Source organism: Rhizobium oryziradicis (assembly GCF_001939045.1).
Taxonomy (GTDB): domain Bacteria; phylum Pseudomonadota; class Alphaproteobacteria; order Rhizobiales; family Rhizobiaceae; genus Allorhizobium; species Allorhizobium oryziradicis.
Genome location: NZ_MKIM01000028.1, coordinates 788,198 through 811,466, shown reverse-complemented (window position 1 = coordinate 811,466; position 23,269 = coordinate 788,198). Strand labels below are relative to the sequence as shown.

Sequence of the window (23,269 nt, the reverse complement as noted above, 5' to 3'; positions counted from 1 at the left end):
AGTGTCGCTGTGAGCCTTTTATGGGCAACAAGTGCGCGCAACAAAAAACCGGAGCGAAAGCCCCGGTTTTGAGTGTCTTGCAATTCGGTTATCAGGTGAACCGGCCTGCCGCGTGCGCCAGCATGGTGTAGACCTTACCGGTGTCCGAGGTGAGGTAGGATTGCGTGATCGACTTGTCACGGTCGGTTTTGGCAACATCAGACAGCAATTTTTCAAAATCAGCGATATAGCGATCAACGGCGGTGCGGAATTCCGGCTCGCGATCATATTTACGCTGGATTTCATCAAAGGTCTGCTGACCCTTCAGGGTGTAGAGACGACGGGTAAAGACGTCACGCTCGCCACGCTGATACCGACGCCACAGGTCCACAGAGGCGTCGTGGTCGATGGCGCGGGCAATGTCCACGGACAGCGAGTTGAGAGACTCGACCATATGGCGTGGATTGCGGGCGTCATTGCTGCGTGGAGCGTCAGCCGCCGGGCGCGCCCGGTTTGTGGAGGTGCCGGTCTGCTCTTCCAATGATGCACCGCGCAGAAGATCGCTGATCCAGCCGCCAGACTGCTCACCGGCACCTGATGGGGCTGGTGCCTGATCGATCGGCAGGTTGCCCCGCAGGCCAAGCTGTTGCGCCGGTGTCTGGCGTGGCGGCGCAACAGGTGTCGCTCTCGTCTGTTGCGCAGGTGCTGCCGCTCTGGGAGCAGGTGCCGCTGGCTTGACAGGCGTTGCGCGTGGGGCAGGCTGGGAAATTTCCATCTGCTGCGCACTACGTCCGACCAGCTGCGAAATGTCCTGCAAGGCCTTGATTTGCTCGGCGACAGCCCGACGCATGGCGCTGGCGCTTTCTTTCGCTTCTTCTGGCAGATCGAAGGCACCGCGCTTCAATTCTGAGCGGGTCAAATCCAGCTCGTTGCGAATTTCCTGCGCGGAGCGACGGATTTCGTTGGTCGCACCAGAGAAACGACCAAGTGCATCTTCCACCGTTGAGCGGATGGCTTCGCGCATGTGCTTTGCTGTGCCATCAGACTTTTGACCGGCTTCGGTCAAGATGCGATCAACATCACTGAGCGAAGACGAGAGGCCGTCACGCAGACGATTTGCAAGGTCTGTCGAGCGCTGCTCGGCAGTGCCGAGTGTCTGCTCGATCGAACGTGTGGCTTCTTCACCGGCAGAGAGCAGCGCACCGCGCATGGAATCGGCCGTGGTCTTTGCCTTCTGCTCGGTTTCACCGAGGATCTGGCCAATGTCGGCAAAGGAAGTTTCGATGCCGTGGCGAAGATTGCCTGCGACCTGATTTGAGCGTTGCTCAACCTGATCAAACGCGCCATCCACCATGCCTGCCAGAGACTTCATGGTGTTTTCGATTTCTTCGGAGCGCTTTACGATGCCGATCGACAAATCGCGCAGCGCCTGTTGGCGTTCTTCCAGTGTGCCAGCGAGATTGGATTGCGCCGCTGCCAGAAGATCCGATGCCTGACCCAGCACCTTGGCGTGATCGCCAAACCGGCCAACAATGCCGGTGACCTGTGACAAGGCCTGCTCGGAGGCATTGGTGAGGCGTTCCAGATTGCTTTCCAGCAAACGTCCGGAGCTGCCAAGAACATCTGCTGCCTTGCTGGCGGTGGCCGCCAGGCGATCTGTTGTCGCGCCAAACTGCCGGTCCGCTTCAGCCATGGACTGCGAGGCCTGCGAGACAACGGCAGAAAGCGTCTCGTTGGTTTCTGTGAGGCGATTGATCATGTGGCCTGCTGTGTTGGCCAATGTCTGTTCTGTCACATTCATTTGCTCGGCAGCTTTGGCTGCACGCGCGGTGAGGGCGTCCGTCAGCTGCGTATTTTCCTGACGCAGACGATTGGCGCTTTGCTCCGCCGCTTGCGCGATCCGTTCCGCAGCATCACGGCCGATTTGCGAGAACTGCTCAACCGTTGGCTTGGCGTTTTCTTCAATCAGGCGTGCAAGCTCAGAGGAGCGACCAGCCAGCATCGAATTCAACTCGCGTGTGCGTTCATCCAGCGTGGTGCGGATGGCGCTGCTGCGTGCTTCCAGTGCCTTGTCGGCACTATCCAGCGCAGAGGAAAATTCTGCTGTTGTGTTGGAAAGGTTGGCTTGCAGGGCACCGCCGCGGGCTTCAAGGGCTTTTTCGGCGTCGCTCAGTGCGGCTGCAATGCTGCCAGCCTGCGTTGACATTGTCGTTTGTGCATCGGCAACCTTGCGAACAATGGCGTCACCTGCTTCCGAGAAGCTCTGGGCAAGCTGCGCACCCTGACCGGCAAGGCGGTTTTGGGTTTCGCTGATACGGCGCGCGAGGCTGTCGGATTGCTCCAGCACAGAGCGCGAGAATTCTTCGTTCCTGGCGCTCACAGATGTTGTGAATTGCTCTCCAGTACGGCTGAGCAACTCGGCAGATTTTTGCGCTTCGGCGTCGATTTCGCGGGTGGCATCCATGACGGCTTCGCGCAGGGATGTGGCAAGACCCGCAGCTTTGCCTTCAATCGTGTTGTTCACATTTTGCAGACCAACATTCAGCGCGCGGTCCATGGTTGAAAGACGCTCATCAATGATCGATGTGCGGCTATCCAGCGTATCGGCAACCCGTTGCGTAGCTGTGCCAAGGGTTTGTTCGATCTTTTGCGTTGCATCGGCGCTGACGCGTTCGAGATCCGAGACTTTTTCGGAGAGTTTGGCAGCGACGGTTTCGCCCGCAGACGACACCTTGAGGTCAACGGTTTCGATGCTGCTGCTGATCCGGCTTTCCAGACTGTTAAGACTGGTTTCCATACGGTTGCCCGTTTCGCTCAAGCGATCGGTCACGCCGGTCAGGGTGTTTTCCACACGGGTCGAGAATTCGTCGGCCGTACGGGTGATTTCCCGCGCCGTCTCGCCAAATTCGGATGCGATTGCACCGGCAGACCCGCGTAGACGGTCCTGCAACTCTCGACCGCTGGTATCGATGGTTTCGCGCAGATTTTTCTGCTGCTCTTCCAGCGTCATTTCCAACATGCCAGCGCTGGCGGCGATGGATGTGCCAATTGCCATGCCCTGGTCGGAGAGAATGTCTTCGAGCTTGGTGCTGGCGTCCTGAAGCGCCGTCGCAATCGCGCCGCCGCGATCATTGAGCGTTTGGCTGATGCGCGTGTGGTTTTCGTCCAGCGTGGTTGCAAGGCGCGACACACTGCTGTGCAAGCCGTCCTCAATGCGCGACACGCCAGAGCCCAGCAGGCTGTCGACGCGGTCGGTTGAGGTGTTGAGTGTTTCTGCCAGACGAGTGGAATAGGCTTCCAAAGACTGGTCGAGGCGACCCTGATTTTCTTGATAGGCCGCGCGAATATCATCCGCTCTGCCACCAAAGGACAGTGCCAGACGCAGATCGGCTTCAGCGGCTGTATCCATCAACTGCTCAACGCGACCGTCGAGCAGGGAGGTAAGGCGATCGTGGTTTGTCTCATAGGCCGCGCGGATCTGCTCGGCCTTTGCGCCAAGCGATTGCTCCAATCGGCTATCGGCTTGCCCCACAGTTTCAACCAGCTGATTGACCTTGGAATCGATTGTACCTGCAAGACGCGCTTCACTGTCTTCGTAAACCGTGCGGATGGCATCAACCTTGCTGCCAAGGGCGAATTCGATCCGCATATCAGCTTCTGTGGCAGCGTCGGTCAATTGCTCAATCTTGTTGTTGAGCGTTTTATCGAACTCGGCCTGGCCTGTGGCATAAGCAGCCTTGATCGCATCGACTTTGCCGCCCAACGCCATTTCAATCCGTATATCGGCGTCTGTCGCGACATCGGTCAATTGCTCGATTTTGTTATCGAGCGTCTTGTTCAGATTGCTCTGGCCTATTTCATAGGCGGCGCTGATTTGCTCTGCCTTGGAGCCCAATGCTTGTGTGATCTGCGCATCGGCATTGCCAACGGTTTCAACCAGCATGTTGACCTTGGAATCGATGGTGCTGGCAAGGCGCGCTTCGCTGTCTTCGTAAACCGAGCGGATGGCATCCACCTTGCTGCCAAGGGCGAATTCGATGCGCATGTCGGCTTCGGTTGCAACATCGGTCAATTGCTCGATTTTGCTGTCCAGCGTTTTATCCAGACGGGCCTGACCTGCCTCATAGGCGGCGCTGATCTGGTCCGCCTTGGAGCCGAATGCCTGCTCGATCTGTGCATCTGCACTGCCGAGGGTCTGGGTCAGTTCGCTCAGCTTGGCATCAATGGTGCCTTTGAGGCGGCCTTCGCTGTCGTCATAGACCGCACGGATGGCGTCCATTTTCGTGCCAAGGGCAAGCTCAATGCGCATATCGGCTTCGGTGGCCGCATCGGTGATTTGATCCACCTTGGCATCCAGCGTGCGGGTGAGCCGCGCTTCACTTTCTTCATAGGCGTTACGAATGGAATCCGCTTTCGCGCCAATGGCCTGCTCAAGTCTGCTTCCCGCATTGTCCACGGTTTCGGACAGCTGGTTGACCTTGGCATCAATAGTGCCAGCAAGGCGCGCTTCGCTGTCTTCGTAAACCGAGCGGATGGCATCGACCTTGCTGCCAAGAGCAAGCTCAATACGCATGTCTGCTTCCGTTGCCGCATCGCTCAGCTGTTCGATCTTGGTATCAAGCGTCTGGCTAAAGCGGACCTGACCGGCCTCATAAGCAGTGCGGATATCGTCGGCCTTGGCACCAATGGCCATTTCAATGCGCAAATCGGCATCAGTGGCAGCATCGGTGATTTGCTCAACCTTGGCATCCAGCGTTTTGTTCAGCCGTGCTTCGCTCTCTTCATAGGCAGCGCGAATGCTGTCAGCTTTGTTGCCAATAGCCTGTTCAAGACGATTGCCGGCATTGTCCACGGTCTCGGACAGCAGATTGACCTTGGCATCGATGGTGCCAGCAAGGCGCGCTTCGCTGTCTTCGTAAACCGAGCGGATCGCATCGACCTTGCTGCCAAGGGCGAGCTCGATACGCATATCAGCTTCGGTTGCCACATCGCTCAACTGTTCAATCTTGGTATCAAGCGTTTCGCCAAGACGTGCCTGACCAGCCTCATAAGCGGCACGGATGTCGTCAGCCTTGGAACCAATGGCCAACTCGATGCGCATATCGGCCTCGGTTGCCACTTCGCTCAACTGTTCAATCTTGGTATCAAGCGTTTCGCCAAGACGTGCCTGACCGGCCTCATAAGCGGCGCGGATGTCGTCAGCCTTGGAACCAATGGCCATTTCGATGCGCATATCGGCTTCGGTCGCCACGTCGCTCAATTGTTCAATCTTGGTATCAAGCGTCTGGCCCAGACGGGCCTGACCGGCTTCATAAGCGGCGCGGATATCATCAGCCTTGGAACCAATAGCCATTTCAATACGCAGATCGGCATCGGTGGCGGCGTCGGTGATTTGCTCAACCTTGGCATCCAGCGTTTTGTTCAACCGTGCTTCGCTCTCTTCATAAGCGGCACGAATGATGTCTGCCTTGTCGTTCAAAGAGGCTTCAATGCGCGAATCCGCACCATTTGCAGCGTCAATAATCGTCTGCGCTTTGCGATCCAGCGTTTCGGCAAGCCGTCCTTCCGAGGACGATACAGCTTCAATAATGCCGGAAGAAGCATTCTGGAGCATATCGGAGATACGATCGTGGCTGCCCGTGAGCTGGCTGATAACCGCTTCGGAACGGCTGCCGAGTGTATCATCAAACCGCTTCTGAGATTCGTTCAGAGATTCGGTCAGAGCACCAGCGCGCTCTGCCATGATTTGATCAATGCGCAATTGTGCTTGCGAAATTGTCTCGTCAAGTTCCTGACGGCGGCGCTCCAGCGCTTCGGCCAACTCGCGGGAGTGGCTGGAAAGCGCTTCATTCATAACATCCTGACCGTTGCCCAGTGTCATGGCAATCGCCAGCGACTGGTCGTTCATGGTGTTGCCGAGACGCTCGATCGAGCTGTTCATTGCACCATCAATGGCGTCAGAGCCATGGGCAAGCGTCTCGTTGAGACGAGAAAGGCTGCCTGTGAGCTTTTCGTCCAGCGTTCCTGCTCGCTGATCAAACGCATCGGTGAACTGCGTCATACGCTGATCAAAGCTGGCGTTGACTTGACCAATCGTCGACTGCATCCGGTCTTCAAACAGACCGGCGCGAAGATCAATATCAACCAGCGCATCTTCGGCGTTGGATTGCAGGCTGCGGGTAAAGGCTTCCGATTTCTGATCCAGAGACGTATTCAAACGCTCCAGCGCGGAATCCAGACTGCTGGAAATGATCGTTTCGCCCTGGGTGAAGCCCTGAGCAATTTCCTTGGTGCGCGCCACTAGGGTTTCGTTGAGCTGTTTGGCGCGTTCGCTCAGCGCACTATTGAGCTTCTCAGTGCTGGCGTCGAGCGTCGATGCACGGGTCTCAAACTGGCGCAAAATCTCTTCGCCATGGTTCGACATGGAGCTTGTCAAATTCTGGAGGCGGCCATCAAGCTCTGTGGACAGCGAGAAGCCGGCGGCGCTGACCGTCTGCACCATATCGTCCGTCTTTGCAGACAGAAGCGAGCCGAGCGTGTCGGCAGCCGTTGCAGACTTTTCAACAATGGCTGTAACGCGTGAGTCCATCTGCGTTGCAAAGGCTTCGCCCGAGGTGGAAAGGCGAATGCCGATTTCCTCGGTCGTCAGCGACAGATCTTCCTTGAGTTGGTCATGGGCACCGAGAATGGACGAGCGAACCCGGTCTGCGTGGTTGACAATGGCGTCACGCTCGGCAGACAGCTCTTTTACTAGATTGCGAACGCGTGTTTCATTGTCCGAATAGCTGCGCTCCAGCGCGCTGACTTCGTTCTGCACCAGCGCTTCAAGCTCTGTGGCACGGGCGATTGTTCGCTCGATACCTTCATTCATGGCAGAGACTTCGCGCCGCACAGCCTGGCTGATCGACAGCATGCGATCACTTGAAGCCGTTTCAGGCTCGGACAGACGCAAAGCCACCTCGGCCATGGAGCGGGCTGCGTTGCGCATGTCCTGAGCGCGCGACATCATGATGGCGAAGGAGAAGAAGACGAAAATCGGCAAAACAGTGCCGACCAAAATGGCAATAATGCCGGGGTTGGCAAACAGGCCTGCCAGGCCACCGCTCCACATGGTGGAGCTATACAGCAATTGGGTTAGGGTGAAACCGCCGATGCCCCAGACCAGCGAAACAATGCTGGCGTTACGCATGGCGCTCTTCATGGAGCCGCCGTCCAGCGATTTCAAAAGCGTTGATGGCGCGCGGCGCGATGTATCATTGGCAGGGGCGAGCAAAGGTGATTTTGGTGCGGGCTCCGCCGGTGCCATGGCTGGGTGTTTTGCAGCTTTGGACTGCGGGCGAGGGGGCACGGGCTTGGCAGCGGGTGCCTGAGGCGCTGCGGTGCTGGCGCGCTTGGCGGCCTGCTCCTTTTCGCGAAGAGCGGCATCGGCGCGTTGCACAGACTTGCTTTGCTTCAGGCTCTCGGACACTTTCGCCTCCGCGGATTCAGAACTGGCGCTATACGCTGCCGTATCGTCTTCGTTTTCGAAGTCGATCCTCAGGGCTGCCTCGAGGGCCTGGAAAGCGCTATCGTCAATCGACTCGCTTGTCTTTTTGTTCGCCATAGGTACGCCTCGTTTACGCCTACTCAGGCCGCTTTGCCTGACCGGATCGCTTTTGAGGCCCGGCAAACGCGGCTAACACCATGATCATTCAGCCATTGCCACTTGGCTTGAATTTTAGCAGATCACGCATCACTCTTCTTATACGCGTGTCATGCAACGGATATCCATAGCATCACAGAGGCGCAGTCGCAAAGCTTGGGCGCGTTCTGCCCTTCTAACCGTTCCGTAGTGACACATTCCCTATTATGATACAATTAACGCCAAGCCTTATCCTAAGGGGATAGTTGGCTTATTAACACAATTTAAAGCAAGAAAGCGGGCAAAAATGCAGATTTATATGGCAATTGGAGAAAATTAACCATATGAGCATTTTTTCGCCTGGCCCAGCCAAAATTTAACCGTAATCCCACGATTGACCGCAATGCTTGAATGAGCAAAGTAGAACAATAAGGATCGTGCGGATCATGGTGGCCATAAACATTGCCTTCGAGGCACCAGAAGTTGAAAACGGCTATGGTCCGTGCAAGGCAAGTCCTATCGATTTGCCCCATCTTGCGTCACAAACCATGGGCGACAAAGAGCTTGAGATCGAGGTGCTGCAATTGTTTGCCAAGCAGGCACGCAAATGCTTGCAGGCTTTGACGGAAAGTGATGCCGATCAAAAGGCGATTGCCCATCGCCTCAAGGGTGCAGCCAGTGCCATTGGTGCATTTCACGTGGTCAGCGCTGCAGGCGCGATAGAAGAGCACGGCGGGGATGCAGCGCGTATTGCGGCTGTGACATTGGCGGTGGTTGAAACCGAGCATTTTATCCTCAAGATTTGCCGCGTCTGATCAGGCTTGCAACTTTAACGTATGCTTGCAGCTTCGTGCGCCATGGATGGCGCGGGTTTTTGCATTTGGCTGTCGGTTGACTGATTTGTGGATTTGTTGGAAGACGGATGTGTTTGAATGAATCTAACCTGCGGACAGCAAAAATGACAAAACTGACCATTATTGCCTTTGACGGCACCCGTTACGATTTCGATGCCGCTGATGGTTCGACGGTCATGGAAAATGCAGTGCGCAACTCGGTTCCGGGTATTGATGCGGAATGTGGCGGTGCGTGCGCCTGTGCCACCTGTCATGTCTATGTTGATGAAACGTGGGTGGAAAAGGTTGGCGGCCCTGCGCCAATGGAAGAGGATATGTTGGATTTTGCAGCCGATGTGCGGCCCAATTCTCGGCTATCCTGTCAAATCAAAGTGGCTCCGGCGTTAGACGGTCTGGTTGTGCATGTGCCGGAGCGCCAAGCTTAACGCGCTAAAAAATGCCTCGCTCCTCATCAGAGGAGCGAGGCCAATTTGGTGCGATTGTGGTGTGCAATGGGAGGGATTCTTGCAAGCCTTGCACGCACCGGGGAAACAGATGGAACTCAACACAGACTGAACTGAATGCTGAACACGCTGGAGCACCGGATCAAAAATCGGACGCGATGCTCTCAGTTTATGTTTACGCATCGGCTTGATCCGAAAACCGGATCCTATTTTTCGGCCGATGCTCTATGCAATTTCATGAATAACTTTATATATTAGATTTGCTTAACGTCATACTGCAAGAAATAATGGGTCATTTCCCACCATTGGAAGCTTGACACCCGTCGCTTTGGACCAGAGCATTTTGTGAAATGCTGATGTTGTGGCGCGGGCCCGCTCTTCCTGTCGTCAGAAAGGCTTTTGCGGATGGCTGTTTAATGCTTTGGCATGCGGTTATGAAGCAAGCGCAAAATTCGGGCGTTGAAATTGATGGCCTCTATCCGGTCAAACCGCAATTGATCAGCGTCGTGCTCGTCTGTTACCTGATCGGTTAACGCCGAGACTTTTTGCGCCAACACCTGACAGTTTGTGGCAGACGGCAGCGCCTTGAGCCGTCGGTCGAGATCTCTTGCATGCTGCGTTGCGATCTCCGCGTGGCGCTCTTCGTGCCGCTTGATATCGGAGGATAAAGTGTCCCATATCAGGGCAAGTTCCGAATTGGTCCTGTGCCGGTTTGTCCACTTTGGCAGGATAAGGGTGATGGCAACTTTGACCTTTATGTCACCGATTTTGCAGCGGCCGCCTTGTTGAACGTAGTCCATTGTGCCGCCAAATTTGATTTTGGTGGCTCCGGGATGGCGGCTGCCGGTGGTTTGGGTGTGCGGTCCTTTGGTCTCCAATTGCCGATCAAGCTCAGCTGCGGTCTTGCCGCCAATGGAGAAGTAGCGGATGGATTTATGTACGATTGTTTGGGCGTTGGCCTGTTGTGCAACAAAAGCAGGTGTCGTGACGAGCGTTAAAAGGGCAAGCGTGAGAGAGGTTGAGACACCGCTTGCTTTTATCATAGATCGCATCCATCACATTGAAACTCCATCTACTTTGGTGCATAGAGCGCAGCAGGTCAAACAAGAACGCGCCTGGATTTGGTAAAACTTTATGTCCATTGCGCGGTTTGCTTTATTCGGTGCGGTGACGGCTTTGGGTAAGGAAGAGATTGTGAAGATTGCAGACCGGGATTGGCTGTTGGCCCATGGACGCACGCTCACGCTTGGCGGGAAGGCGCGGCTGATGGCAATTGTCAATGTTACGCCAGATTCCTTCTCAGACGGCGGTGATCATGTGGCAGTCGAAGATGCCGTCAGCTTTGGGTTGCGCTGCCTGGAAGAGGGGGCCGATATTCTCGATATTGGCGGAGAATCCACCCGTCCGGGGGCCGAGCCAGTATCGGCAGCGCAAGAGCAGGATCGGGTGTTGCCCGTCATCGAGGCTCTTGCCAAACAGACGGATGCTTTGATTTCAATCGATACCTACCGGGCAGAGACAGCCAGATTGGCGCTCACGGCGGGCGCGCACATCATCAATGATGTCTATGGTTTGCAACGAGAGCCGGAGATTGCTGCGGTTGCAGCCAATGTTCGTGCTGGTATTTGCATGATGCATACGGGGCGAGGTCGCGAGGTTCTTGCCGACCCGATTGCTGATCAAAATCTCTTCTTCCAAAATTCGCTGGCCATTGCCGCGGCTGCTCAGGTGTTGCCCGCAACGATCACGCTTGATCCGGGCTTTGGCTTTGCCAAGGAAACGGTTGAGACGAACATGGATCTGATGGCGCGTTTTGAAGAGTTGCATGGTCTTGGGTTTCCGCTGCTGGTGGGCACGTCGCGCAAGCGGTTTTTGGGCACATTGAGCGGGCGTGATGCCGCTGAGCGCGATTATGCAACGGCTGCCACCTCTGTGTTGCTGCGCATGAAGGGCGCAAGCGTGTTTCGCGTGCATAATGTGAAGGTCAATCGGGATGCTTTGGCGGTTGCCGATGCGATGTTGGCAGCGCAAGCCCGGATTTAGAGCATGTCGCACTCATTGTCCTCGATGAAACGACAGTGCGCATGCGCCAAAATATGAGTGAAACCGTATCAGCGGTCTGCGATCACCGGCTTTTTTGGAAAAACCAAGTGAAAATGAAAAAATGAGGCTTTGTCCGGTTTAATCTGAACTTGATACAGCCTAAACGAGGGCGGTGGATTGTGCGTTGATGCGCGGCGCTGCGGAAGGATGGCTCAATGGCGGATGTTTATAAAATCACCTTGAAGAATTGCGGATTTTTTGCCCGCCACGGTTTTCATGAACAGGAAGAGTTTCTTGGTCAGCGTTTTTTTGTCGATGCTGAATTGGAAGTGTTGTTTTCTGAAGCGCTGGAAACCGACGAACTATCTGGTACCGTGGATTACGGCGTGGCCTTCAACGTGATCGAAGAAATTGTCACGGGCAAGCGCCGCTATTTGATTGAGGCTTTGGCGCTGGACATTGCCAAGTCACTCTGCGCGCGGTTTGAGCCCATTGTGCGCGCCAAGATCACGGTGCGCAAACCCAGTGCGCCGATTACCGGCATGCTGGATTATGTTGAGGTTTCCGTTGACCACCATAAATGAGTGTTGCGCTGCGACGGCAGCACTTGGGTTGGGCGGCAATATTGGTGATCCGGCCTTGACGATGGCGCTTGCGCTAAAGGCGCTGAATGAGCGCGGTGATTGCGCAGTTTTTGCTGTTTCCGGCCTCTATCGCACGCCGCCCTGGGGCAAGCTGGATCAGGCCGACTTTTTCAATTGCTGCGCTTTGGTGAAAACCACATTGCCGCCGGCGCAATTGCTGGATGCCTGTCTGGGTCTGGAGCGCTCGATGAAGCGGGTTCGCAAGGAGCGCTGGGGGCCGCGCACACTGGATATTGATATTTTGCTCTACGATGATCAGGTGGTGGCAGAGCCGCACCTGTCTGTTCCGCATCCGCGCATGTTGGAGAGGGCATTTGTGCTGCAGCCATTGGCAGATATTGCGGCAGAGTGGATTGTGTCGGGAAAATCAGTGGCGCAATGGCTGGAGGGCGTAGAGACAACGGATATTACCCAAGTCAATGCCAAGGCTGACTGGTGGAAAAAAGCTGATACATAAAAAATCCCGCCGTTCATCTCTGACCGGCGGGATTTTTAAAAGTCTGGATCGTCTGTTTATTTCTTGATGGAGCCAACCGCGACTTGATCAACCTGACGGTTGAGGCGAAGCCCGATCACGGGGATCATGCGCTCTTCAACCTTCACCGAGATGGTGACATTGATCGCCTTGTTGTCTTGCATGCTGGCAACCATGGCACCATTCAATTTGGCGCGATTGATGCCCATAACGGCTTTGTTGCCAGTCACTTCGCCTGAAATAATATCGAGACCCTTACCGCTGGCACCATCGAGGAATTGGCCGGTGTAAGTGCCGCCTTTCATGGAGATAACCGCGTTCATGGGCTGCGAGAACACGCCAACGCGGCAAGTGCCACCAAGCTTGATGCCGGTATCGCCACCATCAACAGGCTCGCCTGTGAGGTTGCAGCTAAATTTTGTACCCTTATATTTGCCAGCGACGATTTCACCGGGACCGCTCCAAACGCCAGATGCGGATTCAAAAAACTCACGATCTTTTTGGGCGGCAGTTGCGGAAGAAAGCGGCAAAGCAATCACGCAAGCAGCGGACAGGCTTCCGAGGATCGAAAAAAAACGGTGCGACATCGGCTTTTCCTTGGCGCGAACAGCTAAACTCATGGGCTATCTATAGCGCAAAGATGGTTAACATTTCCTTTCTTTTTCACTGAGAACCCCAATCCGTCTTAACCAAAGCTCATATTCTCTCTATGGAAAGCACGATGAAAAATATGGTATTACAGAGGCTTATCGTCTTTTCCCATGGAAGGGCGCAGGTCGCCAACGAAATCGCTTACCCCCGGTCGCTTTAACGCTTTGAAGGTCAACGGGCGGCAAAGATCCATGGCCGCGATGCCGATTCTTGCTGTCATCAGCCCGTTGATGACACCTTCGCCGAGTCGTGCCGACAGCCGAGATGCCAAGCCATGACCAAGAACCTGCTGTGCCAATCCATCGCCAATGGCAATTGAGCCGGTCACGGCAAGGTGGGCGAAAACATCACGCAGCAGTCGCATCATGCCAAAAGAGCCGGGGCGGCCGCCGTAAAGTTCGGCCATGCCACGCACGAGGCGCACGACTTCAAACAGCACATAGGCCAGATCCATCAGCGCACGCGGGCTGATGGCGGTGACAACAGAGACGCGCTTGGATGATTGCACGATCATGTTGCGGGCCTTGGCATCCAATGGTCCCAGCAATTCGCGCTCAGCCAGAGCAATCAGATGCGGTGCATCGATAATATCACCCTCGGCTGCATCCAGCACGGATCGGCCACGCGCCGTTTCCGGGCGATGGCGGGTGAGGGCCGCCACTTCCTTGACGAGCTGCCGCGCTTCACTGGCGGTGCCTTGCAGGGCAAGTGCTGCGCCGCGCTCCTTGATCGCCTGCACGGCATTCAACCGGTATATCCCGGCCACTTCCCGCGCAATCACCACGAAGAGCGCAAAAAGACCAAGCGAAAGCAGGGTTAAGGCTGTGTAGCCCAGCCAATCGGCACGGGTGAAAAGATTGTGGATCAGATCATCAATCCAGATGCCCACCGCTAGGGACAGCAATGTGCCAAAGGCCGCCATTGCCAGCTTGCCAAAGGAAAATCCGGGCTTGCGCGGTGTGGCAATCGGCACAATCTCATCATCGGTCATTTCACGCAAAAAAGGGTCTTCAGCATCCGGCGTAATCGAAATGTCTGGCGCAAACGTCCGGGGTGGGCGTTTGGTGGCCTCGGCGGGGCGGTTTGTCTGCGCATCTTTCGCAGTGGCTGTCGGTGCATCATCATCGAGCGTAAATACAGCGGGGCGGCGGGGCGTGGGCCGCTCATCATGTGGTGGCTTGCTCATGCGAGACGATCTCCCAGCAGAAATTGCAAGGCGCGATCCAGCCGGATATGCGGAATGGACAGCTTGATACCGCCGCCGGTTTCATCGAGTTCCGGCGGACGAAAGCGAATGATATTGAGGTCGGGCAGAGCGCCATCACGCACCTCGGCTGCAAGCGGTGTTGTGCGAAACAGCGGCTCGATATTGTGGGGCAAATCTCCGGGAAAGACCGCCGTTTTGCGCAGGCCATCAAACCTCTGGGATCCGATGGTTTCGCCTGCCATCGGCGTTCCCACCACCACGGGCAGCAGATGGCCGTCTTGCTTTACCGTTGCTTCGCGGGTTGCTCGCACCGATGCCAGGGCCAGCACCTCAATACCGGCACCCGCCATGCCAATCGAGGTGATCGCTCTGTCAACCAGACGCCGGGTGATGGCCTGCAATTGCTCGTGGCTTTCGTGGTGCAGGTGGTCGGCTTTGGTGGCGGCCACCAGCACCTTGTCGATGCGGCGACCGACCAAACTTGCCAGCCAGCTCGAATTGCCGGGGCGAAAACAAGCCAGCACATCGGCCAGTGCCCTTTCCAGATCTTGCACCGCCTCGGGGCCGCGATTGATGGCCTGCAACGCATCGACCAGGACAATCTGGCGATCCAGCCGTGCAAAATGCTCACGGAAAAACGGTTTGACCACCACAGACTTATAGGCCTCAAAGCGCCGCTCCATCATGGCGCGCAATGATCCACGAACCACTTTATTATCAGCCTGGAACGGCAGGGGCGAAAAGGTGAGGGCGGGTGATCCATCAAGATCACCGGGCATCAGGAAACGACCGGGCGGGAGCGTGGAGAGAGAGCGTTCATCTGCTTTGCAGGCTTTCAGGTAATCGGCAAAAGCCGATGCAAGCGCTCTGGCAGTCGTTTCATCGGCGGGTGCGTCTGGATCAACACCCAGCGCCAATTGCATCCACTGTGCTGCCAACTCTTGCCGAACGCCGGTGTTGGCCAGCGCCACCGTACTGGCGCTAAACGTGGCATAATCCTGATTGAGCAGCGGCAAATCCAGCAGCCATTCGCCGGGGTAATCGACGATATCGATGGCAAGCTTGCCGGATGAAAACATGCGGTTCCAGCCGCTGGCGCTTTTATAGTCAATCACCAGCCGCAATTCCGAGATGGCGCGGGTTGAATCCGGCCAGATACGGTCACGCACCAGCGCGCTGATGTGATCTTCATATTGAAAGCGCGGCACCGCATCATCTGGCTGCGGCTCTAGGCTAACGCGGGCCACGCGACCTGATTGCAGCGGTTCAAACAGCGGCAAGCGTCCGCCGTTGAGCAGATTATGGACCAGCGATGAGATGAAAACGGTTTTTCCTGCCCGCGAAAGGCCCGTAACACCTAAGCGTATGGTGGGATAAAGCAGGTTGGAGGCCCGGTCGGTCAGGTTATCAAGTGCAATCCGGGTTTCGTCTGCAAAGCGGGTCAGAGATGGCGGCACGTTCAGTGTATCCTCTTCTTCTCCATCTCATATAGGGTTTGCAGAGAGCGGATTGAAGAGAGCCTATAAACCGGGACTAAACATTTAGGCCTGAAGAAAATCAATCACGCGCCAATCTGGTTTTGTGGTCGAGGCATCAATATTGCGCTCCAGTACGGCAAGGCCGCAAGGCGGATAACCCTGAGCAATCACGGCTGCCACCTGATCAGCACCCACCAGCGTTTCCAGCGTTTCGCTGATCGTCGGGTTATGGCCAATCAGCATCACGGAGCTGGCCGTGTCTGTTGCTGACAGGATTTCCAGATAGACCTTCAGAGCGCCGTTGTAGAGCTGATCAATATAGCGCAGCGGGATGTCTTCTGCGCAAAGTGTGCGGCGCACGGCTTCTGCGGTTTGGCGACAGCGCACGGCGGTTGAGCATAAAACCAGATCGGGCCGATAATTTCGGTCTGCGGCCTGGTCCATAACCACTTCTGCCTGTGCATATCCTGCATCGCTCAAGGAGCGGTCAAAGTCCTTCTGCCCATTTTCTGGCCACCCGGATTCGGCGTGGCGCAAAAGGTAAATACGCGACAGAGACGAAGAAACAACGATCATGCGAGAGGTTTCCGTTGAAGCTGTTTATGCCTATCCCGAGGGCTTGTACGGCGTCAACTGCTATATGCGCAAAGGGTTGAATCCCGATCAGTGCGATCGGGAAAATGCTGTCAAGTCCCCATGCTCTCCTCTTGGAGTTCACTTTAAAATGATGAAAATATAGTCCTTTAGACGATTTTTGTGACAAATTTAAAAATCACACAAAGGCAAGAGTAAGGCTTGAATGAGACAATTTTCAAGGCTATACGTCCGCCAAGAGATGTTCTTCAGGAGAATCGCGTTGAGTGAGAAGATCGATCTTATTGAGCCAGTGCTCTCGGATGACGATGAGTTTATGAATGCTAACCAGCGTGCATATTTTCGTGCAAAACTACTTGCCTGGAAAAATGACATTCTGAGAGAAGCAAAAGAAACCCTTGGCCACCTTGCTGAGGAAAGTGCAAATCACCCAGACCTTGCAGACCGCGCTTCGTCCGAGACCGATCGGGCGATTGAGCTTCGTGCGCGTGACAGGCAACGCAAGTTGATCGCCAAGATCGACGCAGCGATGCAGCGTATCGATGAAGGCACCTATGGTTACTGTGAAGAAACCGGCGAGCCTATCAGCTTGAAGCGTCTTGACGCCCGGCCTATTGCAACCCTCTCGATTGAGGCGCAAGAACGGCACGAGCGTCGCGAAAAAGTCTACCGCGACGAGTGAATATAGATTTATTGTGGTGCTTGCAGCGGGTTGTACCCGCTGCGCTGCAATGATTTATGCTGTCTTGAAGCCTGATCTGCCGGACGGGCTTTGTCTTGTTGTTATTTTTGGCGATAAATTTGCCAAAGTGCAGGGGCTTTTCAACCCGCCAGCGATATCTGTGTTTCAGTAATTCGCTTACGAAGCGCAGACGGCTTACGCACAATGAAAAAATCCGGGTTAGAGCTCCCGGCCATTCTGCAGGTTTGCATAGTTCTTCTCTAAAGGATTACTGCGTGCTCTTTTGAGCTTACCTCATGGTGAGCGGCAGCGGTGTGTTGGCGTATTTGCCCGCCGTTGTCCTGTTTCGTGTCCAAATCGTCGCCAAACGCTTGAACACAAATAGAATCAATACCGAGCGCCATGTCCAGAAATTGAAACCCGACAGCTGTGGGACAGGCCCGAGGATCAGGAGCCACCGAGCAAAGGGGGTATCAACACGCTCAAGCTCTTATTTTACCGGATGTATGTTATCAACTATGAAGCGCGACATGTTTGAGTGGCGGGCTTTTGCCCGCCATTTCTGTTCGCTGAAGATCTGGACACGAGCATAAAACTCGCGATCAGTTTTTGCGCGGCTCGCCCATTTCGCCAAATATACGGGCGATTTCGTCTTGCAAATTACCTTCTTTGCCATGCGCTGGCCGGTTGGCGTCAACGCTGGGCACCATTTGAGGGCTGTTGATCACCGGGATGGCATGGGTAACAGGTGGCTCAACTGTCGGGCGCGGGCGCTGCGGAGGCTCTGGGAGCACGTCAGCATCCAGAATTTTCTCAAACTCGCTTTTGATGCTTTCCATGTCGGGATCGACGCGCGGGGCGGGCTCACTCGGTGTTGGAATATCAAAATCCTCGACCGGCGGCTTAAACCGGTCCGCAGCAAAGGGCTCGACTTTGGGCGCTTCGACCTTTTGCGCAGCAAGCCGCGCGCGTGCCGTATCAAGCACAAGAGCAGCATCTTCAGCGCGAACCTTTGGAGGCGTTTGGGCGCTCTCGGGTGCCAATTCCACATTCGGAACCTCTTCCTTTGCGGGCTCCGGCGGTTTGGCGGGCATAGGTGCTGATGGCTCAATTTTAGAAGGTGCCGTTGGTGGCTCCGGCGCAGCAGGTGCGCGCGGCGCGGGCGCAACTTCTGCCACAGGGGCAGCCACCGGGGCAGGCGGACGCATCCGCGGCCTCGCCATCTCAGGAGTTATTTCTGGCGTACGGGCAGGTTTGCTGACAGGCGGCTCCGGTCTCTTTGGTCTTTCCACCGTCGGCGGCGCGGAAGGCATGACCAGCTCGACCGGTTCGGCTTTTTGGTGCACCTCTCGCGGCTGTTGCGGGCGTGGTTCTTTTGGCTGTGCACGCTCTGGGCGCGGTGCTGGCTCTTCTCGTGGCAAAGCTCTTTCGGGCATATGCAGAGCGGCCTGCTCTTGCTGCGCAATTCGCGTCTCTGACGCCTGCTGTTCAGTCAGCGCGGCATTTGCTGCCAGTTCGCCTGCAAGGTAAGCCTTTGGTTCGCCAATCCCGCTTTCAATCACGATATCGCTTGGCCCGCCAATCAAAATCAGATGCTCAATATTGTCGCGACGGACGAGCACGAGGCGACGCCGCGCGTCCACGGCTGCGGCGTCCAGCACCTGCAAGCGAGGTTGGCGGCTGCGTCCACCGCGCACAAAAGGGGAAGGTGCTTTGTTTCGAATAATCCACAATACGGCAACCAGCACAACAAGCGCCAAAAACACCCCGCCGATTGCTATGACAAAGCGTGCTCCATAGGCGTTGAGGATTTCGTCTATCATGGTCACAGTCTCCGTCTGAATCTCAAGGCTACTTCAACGTTGTTTCCGCAACGGAGGCAAGAAGCCAACGCGTGATGTTTGTCTATTTCTGGTGATAAGGATGAAGTCCGCGCGGTTTCTTCCATAACATTGCGGCAACCGTGTGAGATTGCCTGTGAATGATGGAAAATCACAAGCCAGTTGTGCTTTTTGCGCACCTTACAAATTGTTAGAGTTCATATACACAGCGATTCTGTCTATTGCTGCCGCGACAGGAGGCCTAGAGCACCATTCGTTCTCTATGGCGCACAAAAGTTTACTGTAGCACTCTATATCTGCTGCATCGGGTTCATCTTAAATCGATTCGGATTTAAGGAAATTTGCTGCAAGACACGCTATCAAAGGGCGAAATGCCTTTCAGAACGAGGAAAGAATGACAAACCAGCCGCAGACGGAGCATAGCGTGGGGCCGCTGGTTGATCGCAGACCCAACAGTGGGGCGGCGCTGCGCATTGTTATCCTTGCCATTGTGTTGCTGGCCGCAGCCGGTGCCTTTGTGGTGTTCAGACACGCGCTCGACAATCAAATCGTGCTGGGCGTTCTCGGTGTTCTGGCCATTGTCGGCATCTTTTTTCTGGTGTCCGCCTTCATCGGTTTCATTGAGGTGATGCCGCAAACCCCGTCCGATGGGCTTGGTCGTGCGTTTCTCGACAATCAAAGCGAAGGCACGCTGATCACCGATCAACGGGGCCATATTATCTATGCCAATGCCGCCTATGGCCGCATGACGGGTGTGCGGCGGGCAACCGAGGTGCAAACCCTCGAAGCGCTGTTGTCGCGCCACCGTGAGGCTGGCGAGGCCTTGTATCGCCTGATCAATGGCTTGCGCGACGGGCGCGACGGTTATGAAGAGTTTCGTCTGCTCAAGCCATTGGGTCCGCTTTCGGAAAATGGATCGGGTGCGCATTGGTATCGGCTGCGCGCCCGCCGCCTGCTGGGCCATGGCAGCCGCAACGACCTGCAAATCTGGCAGATCGCGGACATTACCACCGAGCGCGATGAGCAGGAACGTTTTTTCAAGGAATTGCAAAATGCCATCGATTACCTTGATCACGCACCTGCCGGATTTTTCTCTGCAGGCCGAAAAGGTGAGGTTTTCTATCTGAATGCCACATTGTCTGAATGGCTGGGCATTGATCTGACGCAGTTTTCGCCGGGCTCTATCTATCTGAAGGATCTGGTGGCCGGGGAGGGCATGGCGCTGATTCAATCCGTCCAGGCGGAGCCAGGCCTGTCAAAAACAGCCACGCTGGAGCTGGATTTGCGTCGCGCCGATGGCCGCAGCTTTCCGGCCCGCCTTGTGCACAGGGTGCGATCTGCGCGTGACGGCGCTCCGGGCGAAAGCCGCACAATCGTGTTGGCGCGTCAGGAGGCGAGCACGGGTGATCGATCCGATTCGTCGGCATCCATGCGCTTTACCCGGTTTTTCAATAACACGCCGATGGCGATTGCCTCTGTGGATGGGCAAGGGCGGATTTTGCGCACCAATGCGCCGTTCTTGAAGTTTTTCTCAAGCGTTGTCTCGCGCGACGACATTGATCGCAAGGTGAAGCTGGAAGCGGTGTTGCATGAAAACGAGCGTGCCCGCTTTGAAGACGCCCTCTCTGATGCGCGCGACAGGCAGGTCGATATTGCGCCAATCGATTCGCGCCATCCGCTCGATGATGCTCGCCACTTCCGCTTTTACGTCAACGCGGTGATTGACCAGAGCGATGAAGCGCCGGAAGAGGCGGCGATTGTCTATGCGGTCGATGTGACCGACCAAAAGGCGCTGGAAACCCAGATGGCCCAGACGCAGAAGATGAACGCGGTTGGAACCTTGGCGGGTGGCATCGCCCACGATTTTAACAATGTGCTGACCGCGATTTTGCTGTCATCCGATCATTTGCTTTTGCAAGCGCGCCCGTCAGATTCGAGCTTTGCCGACCTGATGGAAATCAAGCGCAATGCCAATCGCGCCGCTGTCCTCGTGCGCCAGCTTTTGGCCTTTTCGCGCAAGCAGACCATGCGGCCAAGCATACTAAACCTCACCGATGTTATTGGCGATCTCAGAATGCTGGTGGATCGGTTGATTTCGGGCACCAATGTCAAATTGTTCGTGGATTATGGCCGTGATCTGTGGGCGGTAAAGGCGGATTTGTCGCAATTCGAGCAGGTGCTGATCAATCTGTGTGTCAACGCCCGTGATGCCATGCCTCAGGGTGGGCGTATCACAATTAGCACCCGGAATGTGTCGGGTGCCGAAGCATCGACCTTCAATTATCGCGGTCTTCCAGCGGAAGAGTTTGTGCTGATTGAGGTTGCGGACACCGGCACCGGCATTGAGGCCGATATTATTGACAAGATTTTCGAACCCTTCTTTACCACCAAGGATGTCGGCAAAGGCACCGGGCTTGGTCTTGCCATGGTCTATGGCATTATCAAGCAATCCGGTGGTTATATCTATCTCGACTCCGAAGTTGGGGAGGGAACGATTTTCCGCATCTTCCTGCCGCGCCATGTGATGGAAACACCGGCAATCTCGACCCTTGATGCCGAGGCCAAGGCCGGGGCCGCAAAGCAAGCGCTGGAAGCGCCACCTACTGAGAAGGACAAAGAGCCTGAAGACCTCACGGGCAATTCGGCCGTGGTGCTGCTGGTTGAGGATGAAGACGCGGTGCGCCGAGGTGGCAAGCGCATGCTGGAAACCCGTGGTTACACGGTGCACGAGGCATGTTCGGGCGTTGAAGCCCTGGACATCATGGAAGAGCTGGAAGGCAAGGTGGATATCGTCGTTTCTGACGTGGTGATGCCGGAAATGGATGGTCCTTCGCTGTTGAAGGAATTGCGGAAAAACTATCCTGACCTGAAATTTATCTTCGTATCCGGTTACGCTGAAGACGCCTTCGCCCGTAACCTTCCTGCCGACGCCAAATTTGGCTTCCTGCCCAAGCCGTTTTCGCTCAAGCAATTGGCCGTTGCTGTGCGGGAAATGTTGGACGCATAAAGGCTTCCCGGAGGGCAGTCGCTTGCCCTCCGCGCAGAAGACCATAAGCTCTATTGAATCAACAGCTTTTCAACCAGTTCTAACGTCATCTCATCAAAGTGGTTGATGACAATCGTGGGGTTGAGTGTTGCCACCGCCACGTCGGAATAGCCAAAGGGCACGGCGATAGACGGGATGTTGGCGTTTTGAGCGACAAGAATGTCGTTGCGGCTATCGCCCACCATAATGGCGCGTTGCGGATCACCACCGGCTTTCTCGATTGTGCCCAAGAGGTGCTGAGCATCGGGCTTGCGCACAGCAAATGTATCGCCGCCGGTGATGGCTGAGAAATAGCGCGTCAAACCGAGGCCGTCGAGCAATGGGCGGGCCAAGCCTTCCATTTTATTGGTGCAGACTGCAAGCCTGTATCCGGCAGCTTCAAACCTGTCCAAAGTATCGATCAGACCGGGGTAGGGTTGGCTTTCGCCCGGCATATTGGCTTGATAATGCGCAATGAAACGATCGAGAAGCGGTGATAATTCGTCTTCGGCAAGAGGTTTGCCGCGCAGAGCAAAGGCGCGTTCAATCATGACACGTGCACCATGGCCGACCAGATGGTTGAGGTCATCTGCGCCCACAGGCTCGAGGTCGGCAGCGGCAATGGTGTAATTGAGACTTGCGACAAGATCTGTCGCGGTATCGATGAGGGTTCCATCAAGGTCGAAGACAATTGTGGGTTTTGACACGCGCGTTCTCTTTCATACAGGGAAGACGGTGCAAATGGGTAGGCATTTCCGCCCACAAATGCAACGTGGGACTGATCGCAAAAGGGGCTTTCGTTTGCAAGGAGAGCCGTGTAAACAAGCGAGAGCTTGGTCAATTTATTAAGGTGTGGCCAGACTGGCCTTAAAACCGGGCGCATGAATTCAGTATTGCGACACCCTTGCTCGTTTCTTCAAATGAGGGTGGCGCATTCTTAAAGGAGCGGTTGGCGCATGGACGTTCGCCAGATGAAGATCAAAGCGGCCGAAGTGGCCTTGTCCTATGTTGAAGACGGCATGCGGCTTGGCATTGGCACAGGTTCCACGGCCGAAGAATTCGTGCGTTTGCTGGCCGAAAAGGTCGCAAACGGCTTCAAGGTGCAAGGCGTTCCAACCTCCGAGCGCACAGCGCGGCTGTGTGTCGAGCTGGGTGTGCCATTGAAATCGCTGGATGAATTGCCTGAGCTGGACCTCACCATTGATGGCGCGGATGAGTTGGACAGCCGTCTGAGCCTCATAAAAGGCGGCGGCGGTGCGCTGTTGAGAGAGAAGATTGTGGCGGCTGCATCGTCGCGCATGATTGTCATTGCCGATGAAACCAAAGTGGTTGAAACCTTGGGTGCGTTTGCTCTGCCGATTGAGATCAACCCCTTTGGTGCCGTCTCCACCCGGATCGCCATTGAGAAGGCAGCAACGCGTCTCGGCCTGTCCGGCGAGCTGTCCGTTCGGCGCTGGGGCGATGAAATTTTTATGACGGACGGTGGACATCAGATTCTGGATGCTTCTTTTGGCCGCATTCCTGATGCAGTGGCGCTATCAGAAGCATTGTTTGCGATTCCGGGTGTTGTGGAGCATGGGCTGTTCATCGGTCTTGCCTCGCTTGCCGTTGTGGCAGGCCCGAACGGTGCGCGGGTGATGGAACCGTCGGCCTGATAGCCGGACGTGATTGATGCAGTGAATTATGAAATGAGTTTGCCAGCGCGGCATAGATGTGAACGCGCGGCGCTTTT

16 protein-coding genes are annotated in these 23,269 nt (G+C 55.6%); 8 read left to right on the top strand and 8 right to left on the bottom strand.

Annotation, left to right across the window (positions count from 1 at the left end):
- Positions 1–91: 91 nt before the first annotated feature.
- On the bottom strand, positions 92–7,582 hold the full coding sequence (locus tag BJF95_RS19275) for an apolipoprotein A-IV repeat region-like domain-containing protein (protein ID WP_075641015.1): 7,491 nt from the start codon (positions 7,580–7,582) through the stop codon (positions 92–94).
- A 464-nt stretch (positions 7,583–8,046) separates the two neighbouring features.
- Here BJF95_RS19275 and BJF95_RS19270 point away from each other — a divergent pair, with 464 nt between their 5' ends.
- Positions 8,047–8,415, top strand: a complete 369-nt coding sequence (locus tag BJF95_RS19270) for an Hpt domain-containing protein (protein ID WP_075641014.1) — start codon at positions 8,047–8,049, stop codon at positions 8,413–8,415.
- Positions 8,416–8,558: 143 nt separating this feature from the next.
- Complete coding sequence (locus tag BJF95_RS19265; protein ID WP_075641166.1) at positions 8,559–8,879, top strand: 2Fe-2S iron-sulfur cluster-binding protein; 321 nt, start codon at positions 8,559–8,561, stop codon at positions 8,877–8,879.
- A gap of 431 nt (positions 8,880–9,310) precedes the next feature.
- Here the strand turns inward: BJF95_RS19265 and BJF95_RS19260 are convergent, their stop codons facing one another.
- Entirely contained in the window at positions 9,311–9,940 is a 630-nt protein-coding gene (locus BJF95_RS19260; protein WP_075641013.1) for a DUF922 domain-containing Zn-dependent protease, read from the bottom strand.
- Positions 9,941–10,031: 91 nt separating this feature from the next.
- Here BJF95_RS19260 and folP point away from each other — a divergent pair, with 91 nt between their 5' ends.
- The 3 genes from folP to folK all read left to right on the top strand — a co-directional run bounded on the left by folP (position 10,032) and on the right by folK (position 12,041).
- Positions 10,032–10,940: a dihydropteroate synthase gene (folP, locus tag BJF95_RS19255; protein WP_083638909.1), complete on the top strand. Its 909-nt coding sequence runs from the start codon at positions 10,032–10,034 to the stop codon at positions 10,938–10,940.
- A gap of 215 nt (positions 10,941–11,155) precedes the next feature.
- A complete protein-coding gene (folB, locus tag BJF95_RS19250; RefSeq protein WP_075641012.1) occupies positions 11,156–11,524 on the top strand; it encodes a dihydroneopterin aldolase in 369 nt (122 codons plus the stop codon).
- Positions 11,508–12,041 (top strand): 2-amino-4-hydroxy-6-hydroxymethyldihydropteridine diphosphokinase, encoded by a 534-nt coding sequence (gene folK / locus BJF95_RS19245; protein ID WP_280950452.1) that lies wholly within the window; start codon positions 11,508–11,510, stop codon positions 12,039–12,041. Before folB ends, folK begins: the two co-directional genes overlap by 17 nt.
- Positions 12,042–12,097: 56 nt before the next feature.
- On the opposite strand, the gene BJF95_RS19240 is transcribed toward folK, so the two are convergent.
- From BJF95_RS19240 to BJF95_RS19225, 4 genes are all read right to left on the bottom strand, one after another.
- Entirely contained in the window at positions 12,098–12,646 is a 549-nt protein-coding gene (locus BJF95_RS19240; protein WP_075641010.1) for a hypothetical protein, read from the bottom strand.
- 149 nt (positions 12,647–12,795) lie between these two features.
- Entirely contained in the window at positions 12,796–13,896 is a 1,101-nt protein-coding gene (locus BJF95_RS19235) for a YcjF family protein (RefSeq protein ID WP_075641009.1), read from the bottom strand.
- Complete coding sequence (locus BJF95_RS19230) at positions 13,893–15,374, bottom strand: YcjX family GTP-binding protein (RefSeq protein ID WP_075641008.1); 1,482 nt, start codon at positions 15,372–15,374, stop codon at positions 13,893–13,895. Before BJF95_RS19230 ends, BJF95_RS19235 begins: the two co-directional genes overlap by 4 nt.
- An 84-nt stretch (positions 15,375–15,458) precedes the next feature.
- Positions 15,459–15,971: a SixA phosphatase family protein gene (locus BJF95_RS19225; RefSeq protein WP_075641007.1), complete on the bottom strand. Its 513-nt coding sequence runs from the start codon at positions 15,969–15,971 to the stop codon at positions 15,459–15,461.
- A 280-nt stretch (positions 15,972–16,251) separates the two neighbouring features.
- Here BJF95_RS19225 and dksA point away from each other — a divergent pair, with 280 nt between their 5' ends.
- The gene (dksA, locus tag BJF95_RS19220) at positions 16,252–16,671 is read left to right on the top strand and encodes an RNA polymerase-binding protein DksA (protein WP_075641006.1); all 420 of its coding nucleotides are present in this window, start codon (positions 16,252–16,254) and stop codon (positions 16,669–16,671) included.
- A gap of 602 nt (positions 16,672–17,273) precedes the next feature.
- On the opposite strand, the gene BJF95_RS19215 is transcribed toward dksA, so the two are convergent.
- Positions 17,274–18,494: a flagellar biosynthetic protein FliO gene (locus BJF95_RS19215; RefSeq protein ID WP_139317561.1), complete on the bottom strand. Its 1,221-nt coding sequence runs from the start codon at positions 18,492–18,494 to the stop codon at positions 17,274–17,276.
- 412 nt (positions 18,495–18,906) lie between these two features.
- On the opposite strand from BJF95_RS19215, the gene cckA reads away from it, so the two are divergent.
- Complete coding sequence (gene cckA / locus BJF95_RS19210) at positions 18,907–21,519, top strand: cell cycle histidine kinase CckA (RefSeq protein WP_075641004.1); 2,613 nt, start codon at positions 18,907–18,909, stop codon at positions 21,517–21,519.
- 50 nt (positions 21,520–21,569) lie between these two features.
- Here cckA and BJF95_RS19205 read toward each other — a convergent pair whose 3' ends face one another.
- Positions 21,570–22,244: an HAD family hydrolase gene (locus BJF95_RS19205; protein ID WP_075641003.1), complete on the bottom strand. Its 675-nt coding sequence runs from the start codon at positions 22,242–22,244 to the stop codon at positions 21,570–21,572.
- Positions 22,245–22,493: 249 nt separating this feature from the next.
- Here BJF95_RS19205 and rpiA point away from each other — a divergent pair, with 249 nt between their 5' ends.
- Complete coding sequence (rpiA, locus tag BJF95_RS19200; protein WP_075641002.1) at positions 22,494–23,192, top strand: ribose-5-phosphate isomerase RpiA; 699 nt, start codon at positions 22,494–22,496, stop codon at positions 23,190–23,192.
- Positions 23,193–23,269: the final 77 nt, after the last annotated feature.

Coding starts and splice junctions, on each gene's coding strand:
- rpiA (WP_075641002.1), top strand. CDS start 22,494: ATGGACGTTCGCCAGATGAAGATCAAAGCGGCCGAAGTGGCCTTGTCC.
- BJF95_RS19270 (WP_075641014.1), top strand. CDS start 8,047: ATGGTGGCCATAAACATTGCCTTCGAGGCACCAGAAGTTGAAAACGGC.
- BJF95_RS19215 (WP_139317561.1), bottom strand. CDS start 18,494: ATGATAGACGAAATCCTCAACGCCTATGGAGCACGCTTTGTCATAGCA.
- BJF95_RS19240 (WP_075641010.1), bottom strand. CDS start 12,646: ATGTCGCACCGTTTTTTTTCGATCCTCGGAAGCCTGTCCGCTGCTTGC.
- cckA (WP_075641004.1), top strand. CDS start 18,907: ATGACAAACCAGCCGCAGACGGAGCATAGCGTGGGGCCGCTGGTTGAT.
- folB (WP_075641012.1), top strand. CDS start 11,156: ATGGCGGATGTTTATAAAATCACCTTGAAGAATTGCGGATTTTTTGCC.
- BJF95_RS19235 (WP_075641009.1), bottom strand. CDS start 13,896: ATGAGCAAGCCACCACATGATGAGCGGCCCACGCCCCGCCGCCCCGCT.
- BJF95_RS19260 (WP_075641013.1), bottom strand. CDS start 9,940: ATGATAAAAGCAAGCGGTGTCTCAACCTCTCTCACGCTTGCCCTTTTA.
- folP (WP_083638909.1), top strand. CDS start 10,032: ATGTCCATTGCGCGGTTTGCTTTATTCGGTGCGGTGACGGCTTTGGGT.
- BJF95_RS19265 (WP_075641166.1), top strand. CDS start 8,559: ATGACAAAACTGACCATTATTGCCTTTGACGGCACCCGTTACGATTTC.
- BJF95_RS19225 (WP_075641007.1), bottom strand. CDS start 15,971: ATGATCGTTGTTTCTTCGTCTCTGTCGCGTATTTACCTTTTGCGCCAC.
- BJF95_RS19275 (WP_075641015.1), bottom strand. CDS start 7,582: ATGGCGAACAAAAAGACAAGCGAGTCGATTGACGATAGCGCTTTCCAG.